General features: G+C 52.5%; 1 protein-coding gene. It reads right to left on the reverse strand.

Going from position 1 to position 549, the window contains the following annotated elements:
- Positions 1-71: 71 nt before the first annotated feature.
- A partial coding sequence (locus IEX22_RS16405) for an adenylosuccinate synthetase (protein WP_188669296.1) occupies positions 72-549 on the reverse strand: 478 nt, incomplete at its 5' end.

Here is a 549-nt window from a genome sequence, read left to right on the forward strand (position 1 = left end):
ATAACCCAATTCTTAAGGGCAAACAGTGTAAGCCCCTTAAACGAAAAAGGCCGCTTAGGCGGCCTTTTTACTTAACTGAATGGATTCACCAGAATCATGGTCTCATTCCGGTCTGGCCCGGTTGAGATGATATCGACAGGTGTTTCCAGCAGTTCTTCAATCCGCTTGATATAGTTGATTGCTGCCTGTGGCAGTTGCTCCAGTGAAGTGGCACCAAAGGTGTGTTCACGCCAGCCTGGCATGGTTTCATACACAGGAGTAACGTGCTCATAGCCTTCAGCCGCCAGCGGGGTCACATTGGACACAGTACCGTCTGGGTGCTGATAGCCTACGCAGAGCTTCACTTCTTTCAAGCCGTCCAAAACGTCGAGCTTGGTCAGGCAGAAACCACTGATGCTGTTGATCTGAACCGCGCGGCGCATAGCCACTATATCCAACCAACCCGGACGACGCTTACGACCGGTTGTCGCACCAAATTCCTGGCCCTTGGTTCCCAAGTGATCGCCGATTTCACATTCCAGTTCAGTCGGGAATGGGCCGGCACCCACA

Origin of the sequence: Tersicoccus solisilvae (genome assembly GCF_014643255.1) — a bacterium.
Lineage (GTDB): Bacteria > Actinomycetota > Actinomycetes > Actinomycetales > Micrococcaceae > Tersicoccus > Tersicoccus solisilvae.